We start from the raw sequence: 8,155 nt of genomic DNA, 5'->3' as shown, positions 1-8,155 counted from the left end.
TGTTATTGATTGAACGTTCAATCAATAACAAGTATGATAAAAAAAGTGCTATGATGCTCTGCAAGTTAACATGCTGAATTTAAAGCACCACTAAAAGTGCTGATGTGGAAAAACATGACAAAACGCAGAGTAAAACCAGAGCACGTGCGACGTGAAGAAATTATGAATGCCGCACTCGACGTAATTTATGAAGTGGGGTTATCCAATACCACCATTGCTCAAATTGCAAAAAAAGCCGAGCTGTCGACCGGCATTGTCAGCCATTATTTTGGCGACAAACAAGGGTTGATAAATACCTGTATGCAAGAAATGTTAAATGTTCTGCGTCGTAAAACCGAACAGTACAGAGCAGAAGCAGATTCGCATCCAGAGAGCCAAATTAAGGCCATTATCGACTCGAACTTTGACATTAGTCAGGTCAATGAAAAAGCAATGCGGGTCTGGTTAGACTTTTGGTCAGCGAGTATGCATGTACCAGACTTAAGCCGCTTGCAAAAGATTAATGATCAACGCCTGTACTCTAACTTGAAGTTTTATTTCCTCAAGTTAATGAATGAACAACAGGCCAGTGTTGCCGCTAGAGGGTTGGCAGCATTGATTGATGGATTATGGTTACGAGGCAGTTTAAGCCGTCATAACGAATTTGACAGCAATCTTGCCCGTTCCATTGCTTACGATTATGTACAAACGCAAGTTCAATTTGCGAACAAGCCTTTGCAGGAGAGACAAAATGAGTGATGCACAAGTTCATCAACTGTATATCCATGGACGCTACGTTAACGCAACCAGTGGAAAAACATTTAATAGTATTAACCCTGCCAACGGCGAGACAATCGCGACTCTTCAACAAGCTTCTGAACAAGATATTGAAGCTGCTGTACAAAGTGCCCAACAAGGACAAAAAATCTGGGCTGCCATGACTGCCATGGAGCGTTCACGTATTTTACGTCGTGCTGTCGACATTCTTCGTGAACGTAATGATGAACTTGCACGTCTTGAAACACTCGACACAGGTAAAGCTTTTAGCGAAACCTCTACAGTCGACATCGTGACTGGCGCAGATGTACTCGAATATTATGCAGGACTTGCAACCGCCATTCAGGGTGACCAAGTTCCGCTTCGCGAATCAAGTTTCTTTTATACACGCCGTGAACCTTTAGGCGTGGTTGCTGGTATTGGGGCTTGGAACTATCCAATTCAAATTGCTCTATGGAAATCTGCCCCTGCCCTTGCTGCCGGCAATGCCATGATTTTCAAACCAAGTGAAACCACTCCACTTACTGCATTTAAACTTGCAGAAATCTATACAGAAGCTGGCGTTCCAGACGGCGTATTTAACGTGGTGCAAGGTGCTGGTCGTGAAATCGGTCAGTGGCTCACTGAACATCCTGTGATTGAAAAAATCTCATTCACTGGTGGCGTGGAGACTGGCAAAAAAGTCATGGCAAGCGCTGCTGGCTCTACGCTTAAAGAAGTGACTATGGAACTTGGTGGTAAGTCACCACTGATTATTTGTGAAGATGCTGACCTGAACCGTGCAGCTGATATTGCAGTTATGGCTAACTTCTTTAGCTCAGGTCAGGTATGTACCAATGGTACACGCGTATTTGTTCCAAAATCACTTCTAGCCGACTTTGAAAAAGCGGTTGTAGAACGTGTAAAACGTATTCGCATTGGCGACCCAATGGCTGAAGATACAAACTTCGGACCACTCACCAGCTTCCCACACATGGATAAAGTGTTGTCTTTCATTGAGTCAGGCAAACAACAAGGCGCTAAAGTATTAATTGGTGGTGGTCGTGCTACAGAAGGCGAGCTTGCCAACGGCGCTTACGTACTACCAACTGTATTTAGTGACTGCACCGACCAAATGGCCATTGTTCAAGAAGAAATTTTTGGACCTGTCATGAGCATTTTAAGCTATGAAAGCGAAGAAGAAGTCATCCGTCGTGCTAACGACACCACCTTTGGTTTAGCTGCTGGCGTTGTTACGCAAGACATTAGTCGCGCTCATCGCATTATTCACCAGATTGAAGCTGGTATTTGCTGGATTAACACGTGGGGCGAATCACCTGCCGAAATGCCAGTGGGTGGCTACAAGCAATCTGGTGTGGGCCGCGAAAATGGCTTGACCACGCTTGGGCACTATACCCGTATCAAATCTATTCAAGTTGAACTTGGCGATTATCAAAGCATTTTTTAATGCCTCAATTGCTCTAAATACTTCAACCTAAATCACATATGCCGAGCAGTCTTTATAGATTGCTCAGGCAAACTGTTAGTAAAAAAAGGATAGTTATGAATATTAAAGAATATGATTACATTATTATTGGCGCAGGATCTGCCGGAAATGTACTCGCTGCGCGTCTGACTGAAGACAAAGATACCACCGTTTTACTCTTAGAAGCAGGTGGCCCAGATTATCGCTTGGATTTCCGTACACAAATGCCGGCAGCTTTGGCCTACCCTCTTCAAGGTCGTCGCTATAACTGGGCTTATTTAACCGACCCAGAACCGCACATGAATAACCGTCGTATGGAATGTGGTCGTGGTAAAGGTTTAGGTGGCTCGTCTTTAATTAATGGTATGTGCTATATCCGCGGTAACGCAATGGATCTAGAGCAATGGGCAACTCATAAAGGCCTTGAAAACTGGTCTTATGCCGACTGTTTGCCTTACTACAAAAAAGCCGAGACTCGTGACATTGGTGAAAATGACTATCATGGTGGCAATGGCCCTGTGTCGGTTGCTACGCCTAAAAATGGCAACAATGTGTTGTTCCATGCCATGGTTGAAGCTGGTGTACAAGCAGGTTACCCACGTACTGATGATTTAAATGGTTACCAACAAGAAGGCTTTGGCCCCATGGACCGCACGGTTACCCCAAAAGGTCGCCGCTCAAGTACGGCACGTGGTTATTTGGATATGGCAAAAGGTCGTCCAAACCTGACTATTTTGACTCACGCTACGACCAATAAAATCTTGTTTAATCAAAAACAAGCGATTGGTGTTGAATATATTATTGGCGCTGATCAAAACAACTTGCAACGTGCCTTAGCTAAACGTGAAGTGTTGCTGTGTGCAGGTGCAATTGCTTCACCACAAATTTTACAGCGCTCGGGTGTGGGTGAAAGCACTTTCTTAAAATCAATGGACATTGATGTCGTTCATGATTTACCGGGTGTAGGTGAAAACCTGCAAGACCATTTGGAAATGTACTTACAATATAAATGTAAACAACCCGTTTCTTTATACCCTGCCTTGAAATGGTATAACCAACCTGCGATTGGTGCCGAGTGGTTATTTAATGGTACAGGTATTGGTGCAAGCAACCAGTTTGAAGCGGGCGGATTTATCCGTAGTTCGGACGAGTTCAAATGGCCAAACATTCAGTACCATTTCTTGCCAGTTGCTATTAACTACAATGGTAGTAATGCCGTGAAAGAACATGGTTTCCAAGCACACGTAGGTTCAATGCGTTCACCTTCTCGTGGTCGTATTAGACTGAAATCAAAAGATCCGTTTGAGCATCCAAGTATTTTGTTTAACTACATGTCGACTGAACAAGACTGGCGTGAGTTCCGAGATGCAATTCGTATTACGCGTGAAATCATGCAGCAACCTGCACTTGATCCATATCGTGGTGAAGAAATTAGTCCGGGGAAACATTTGCAAACTGATGCAGAGCTTGATGATTTTGTTCGTAACCACGCAGAAACTGCTTACCATCCATCTTGTAGCTGTAAGATGGGCGAAGACGAAATGGCTGTCGTAGATGGTCAAGGCCGCGTACATGGTATGAATGGTTTGCGCGTAGTTGATGCCTCAATCATGCCACTGATTATTACCGGTAACTTAAATGCAACCACCATTATGATTGCCGAGAAAATTGCAGATCAGATTCGTGGACGTGACGCATTACCACGTTCAACTGCACCATTCTATGTAGCATCATAAAATCTTAAAGGGCATATTTCTTATGCAGAGATATGCCCTTAATTTTATATTCATTGAGCCAATATTAATAAGAACTATGTATGACAGAAAATAAGCATGTGTAAGGAGCTTATTTACATAAATATGGGATGAATTAAAAATTAATCTATTTTTATAAGCAAATATTCTTCAAATGATCCAACTTTAACCAAATCAATATTATTATTTTAATTTCAAACATTTAAAACAAAACAATTAACTTAAACTATCTTATAAAAGCTCAATTTGATTAAATATAAATCATATTTATGATTTTGATGAACCCCATTTATTATAAAAATTGTCTTGTCAATGCAAAATTAGTCTAAAATATAGAGTGTTTGCGATAATCCCAAGTCATTTTTATTTTTTTCGAAGTTCTCTAATTTTGAGAATTCAGTTTCGCATTTATATCCATTTTGTCTGGATACGCTGTCTAGGTTTCCTCACTCCTTAAGTGAATCAAATAACTTATTTTAAGGTCCCCCTTACATGAAAAAGTTTTTGAAATACCTTCTGGTATTAATCATTCTTATTTTAATTGCAGGTATTGTTTTCTTGTTTAGACCAACTGCGTCAAAACAAGTCGAAACTGCAAAAGATGAGCCAGTTGTTGATGCTGTTCTTGTTGGCGGCGGCATCATGAGTGCCACTCTTGGTACTTATTTAACTGAGCTTGAACCAAACTGGCAAATTCGTATGTATGAACGTCTTGACCAAGTTGCTCAAGAAAGTTCAAACGGCTTTAACAATGCCGGAACAGGCCACTCTGGCTTTATGGAAATGAACTATACCGAAGAAAAAAACGGTAAGATGGAAATTGTCAAAGCTGAAAAAGTTGCTTCTCAATTTGAAGTAGCAAAACAGTTCTGGTCATATCAGGTAAAACAAGGTGTTTTAGCTGAACCTAAATCATTCATTAACCCAGTTCCGCACATTGCTTTCGTTTGGGGCGATAACGTTAAATTCTTAGAAAAACGTTATGCTGCCATGATTCAAAGCCCGCTGTTCAAAGGCATGAAATTTACTGAAGACCCAGCTGTGATTAAACAATGGGCACCTTTAGTAATGAACGATCGTGACCCTAGTCAAAAAGTTGCAGCAACCCGTATGGATGTTGGCTCTGACGTAAACTATGGTTCTATCACTAAACAATTAGTGAATCGTTTAGACCAAAACCCGAATTTCAAATTACAGACTTCAACCGAAGTGACTGGCATCAGCCAAAATGATGACAAAACTTGGACTGTGTCTTTCAAAAATTTGAAAACTGGTAAAGTAGATCACGTTAAAACACGTTTTGTATTTATCGGTGCAGGTGGTGCAGCAGTTAAATTATTGCAACTTACTGGTTTACCAGAAGCGAAACAATATGCAGGCTTCCCTGTAGGTGGTGAGTTCTTAATTACTGATAACCCAGCAATTACTGCTCAGCACACAGCAAAAGTTTATGGCCGTGCTGAACTTGGTGCGCCTCCAATGTCTGTACCACATATTGATACGCGTTATATCGACGGTAAAAAATATGTATTGTTTGGACCATTTGCAACTTATTCAAACAAGTTCCTGAAAAATGGTTCTCAGCTTGATTTACTTGCATCAACTAACAAAAACAACGTTTTACCAATGACCACTGTTGGCTTGGAAAACCTTGATCTTGTTAAATACTTGGTGAGCCAAGTCATGATGTCAGATGAAGATCGTCTAAATGAACTTCGTAAATACTACCCAGATGCGAAAGCTGAAGACTGGCGTTTAAGCCAAGGTGGTCAACGTGTTCAGATCATCAAAAAAGAACCGGGTAAACCTGCAACGCTTCAATTCGGTACAGAAATCTTTGCTTCTAAAGATGGTGCTGTAACTGCATTGTTAGGTGCGTCTCCGGGTGCTTCGACTTCTCCATACATCATGCTTAACTTGCTTGAAAAAGCTTTCCCTCAGCAAACTGAAGGTAAGTGGAATCAGAAGCTTCATGAAATTGTAGTGTCTTATAAGCAAGACTTGAGCAAAGACCCTGTGTTACTCGACAAAGTTCGTCAGTACACAAGTTCTACGCTTGGCTTGAACTATACATCTCCGTTCAAAGCTGCAAACGATGAAACTGCTGCTGCCCCAGTTGCAAAAGCAAACTAAGTTTGACGATGTATAAATAAAACTCCAAAAGGATGAATTTCGATTCGTCCTTTTGTTTTTTAAGCCCTCACTTGAGATATTTAGATTCGCTATGACGCCTTTAAACTCATCATCTCGCCTCTTATCATTTTGCTTTAAGCTCGTGCTTGTTTTGCTACTGGCCTATCTTTTGGTAAGCGGTTTTTATATGTGGATGATTGGCGGTACAGCCATTTATGTCAGCTCAGCGGTGTTACTTGCTATAACGGCTTATACATTTAAGCTCGGTAAATATCAAAAGCTATGCTCGATTTTAAATGTGCTGATGAGTGCAGCCGCATTATATTTCAGTACTGCTCATTTATTTTTCTCGCCTGTTCAGTTCTTTATATTTTTACCTGCGCTGTTTTTTGCTGTGCTTGCTTTTATTTCTCAAAACAAGACTCGCAGCTTATGTAAGCTTTTATTATTCATCAGTTTATTGATTTGGTGTAGCATACACTTTACCCAGCTTGAACAACTTCAAGCCTATTATCAAACTCAGCACACAGGTGAAAGCTGGCAGCAATTTGGTGCGCTATAAGATTATTTTTTATTCTATATTTTCAATTAAATACGTGTTCTTTTTCACATGGAGTTCATCAGTAAAACTGAACATCATCTACAGAAATCCTTTTAAGAAAAAATATTCATAACAATCTAATTTATTTAGAAATATATCGAGCATATTCGCGATTGAACACGGCTCATCTACACGCTAGATTAATCAAATATTTTTTCTCCCTTTATGTTGTAATTTATGAAGATTTTAGATGGCGGTTTAGGCCGTGAATTGGCCCGTCGTGGCGCTCCGTTTCGTCAACCAGAGTGGTCTGCACTTGCACTCATTGAAGCACCAGAAACAGTAAAAGAAGTACATCTCGATTTTATTAACGCTGGTTCAGAAGTTATTACAACTAATAACTACGCTGTTGTGCCCTTTCATATTGGACAAGAACGCTTTGAAACTGACGGCGTGCGTTTAATTCAAGTTGCTATCGAACAAGCAAGAAATGCAGTTAAAGAAAGCGGCAAAAATGTCAAAATCGCAGGCTGCTTACCCCCGTTATTTGGCTCTTACCGTGCAGACTTGTTCCAACCTGAACAAGCTAAAAACCTTGCTGAGCCAATCATTAACACTTTGGCACCAGAGGTTGATTTTTGGTTAGCAGAAACTCAATCATGCTTAAAAGAAGTCGAAACAGTGCATGCGTTATTACCAAAAGATGGTAAAGACTATTGGGTGTCATTCACGCTGCAAGATGAAATCAAACATGAACAAGCGTTACTGCGTTCTGGCGAAAATATGCAACAAGTGGCTGATTTCATCAAACAATCAAATGCCAAAGCAGTGTTATTTAACTGCTGCCAACCTGAAGTGATCTTGCAAGCGATTAAAGAAATTAAAGGCCTCGTTCCAGAGTCTGTACAAATTGGTGCCTATGCCAATGCCTTCCCACCGCAAGATGAAAGTGCTACTGCCAACGATGGTCTGGATGAAATTCGTAAAGACTTAGATGCTCCAGCTTATCTTGGTTTTGCTAAACAATGGCAGAAAGCAGGTGCAAGTCTAGTCGGCGGTTGCTGTGGCATTGGTCCAGAACACATTGCTGAACTTTCTCAATTTTTTAAAGAATAAATACCATGTCTGCTGCCAAAATTGGACTATTGTCTCTTACAGCGCTGGTCTTTAGTTCTATGGTGGGGTCAGGCGTATTTAGCCTCCCCCAAAATATGGCTCAAGTCGCTAACGGCTCTGCTCTTCTTGTTGCATGGCTCATTACCGGGGTCGGCATTATTTTCTTGGCCCTCACGCTATTGCATTTAACGCGTCAACGACCAGATCTTGACGGTGGTATTTATAACTATGCGCGGGAAGGTTTTGGAGACCTGATTGGTTTTTGCTCGGCGTGGGGTTATTGGTTGTGTACCACCATTGGTATTGTCGGTTATGTGGTGATTGCCTTTTCAGGTGTCGGCATGTTTACCGATAGCAAAGACCATATTATTTTTGGTGAAGGTAATACGC

The 8,155-nt window shown here is 41.2% G+C and carries 7 protein-coding genes; all 7 read left to right on the top strand.

The annotated features are described in order from the left end of the window. Positions 1-114 precede the first annotated feature (114 nt). Positions 115-738: a transcriptional regulator BetI gene (betI, locus tag UC75_RS11310; RefSeq protein WP_005303239.1), complete on the top strand. Its 624-nt coding sequence runs from the start codon at positions 115-117 to the stop codon at positions 736-738. After that, positions 731-2,203 carry a betaine-aldehyde dehydrogenase gene (gene betB, locus UC75_RS11305; protein WP_049837651.1) on the top strand — a complete coding sequence of 491 codons (1,473 nt, stop codon included), beginning with the start codon at positions 731-733 and terminating at the stop codon, positions 2,201-2,203. The genes betI and betB overlap by 8 nt, the downstream gene beginning before the upstream one ends. 95 nt (positions 2,204-2,298) lie before the next feature. Further along, positions 2,299-3,957, top strand: coding sequence for a choline dehydrogenase (betA, locus tag UC75_RS11300; RefSeq protein ID WP_049837650.1), 1,659 nt, complete (start codon positions 2,299-2,301; stop codon positions 3,955-3,957). 510 nt (positions 3,958-4,467) lie between these two features. Then, a complete protein-coding gene (mqo, locus tag UC75_RS11295) occupies positions 4,468-6,108 on the top strand; it encodes a malate dehydrogenase (quinone) (RefSeq protein WP_049837649.1) in 1,641 nt (546 codons plus the stop codon). Positions 6,109-6,199: 91 nt separating this feature from the next. Next, positions 6,200-6,670, top strand: a complete 471-nt coding sequence (locus tag UC75_RS11290; protein WP_049837648.1) for a hypothetical protein — start codon at positions 6,200-6,202, stop codon at positions 6,668-6,670. Between the two features lie 216 nt (positions 6,671-6,886). Beyond that, positions 6,887-7,765 carry a homocysteine S-methyltransferase family protein gene (locus UC75_RS11285; protein WP_049837647.1) on the top strand — a complete coding sequence of 293 codons (879 nt, stop codon included), beginning with the start codon at positions 6,887-6,889 and terminating at the stop codon, positions 7,763-7,765. A 5-nt stretch (positions 7,766-7,770) separates the two neighbouring features. After that, positions 7,771-8,155, top strand: a 385-nt coding sequence (locus UC75_RS21310; RefSeq protein WP_416202214.1) for an amino acid permease, incomplete at its 3' end; no start/stop codon positions are given.

The organism is Acinetobacter sp. V2 (assembly GCF_001188385.1).
GTDB classification, from domain to species: Bacteria; Pseudomonadota; Gammaproteobacteria; order Pseudomonadales; family Moraxellaceae; genus Acinetobacter; species Acinetobacter oleivorans.
Note: the sequence above shows the minus strand (reverse complement) of the source record. Positions and strands in the feature narration are given on the sequence as shown.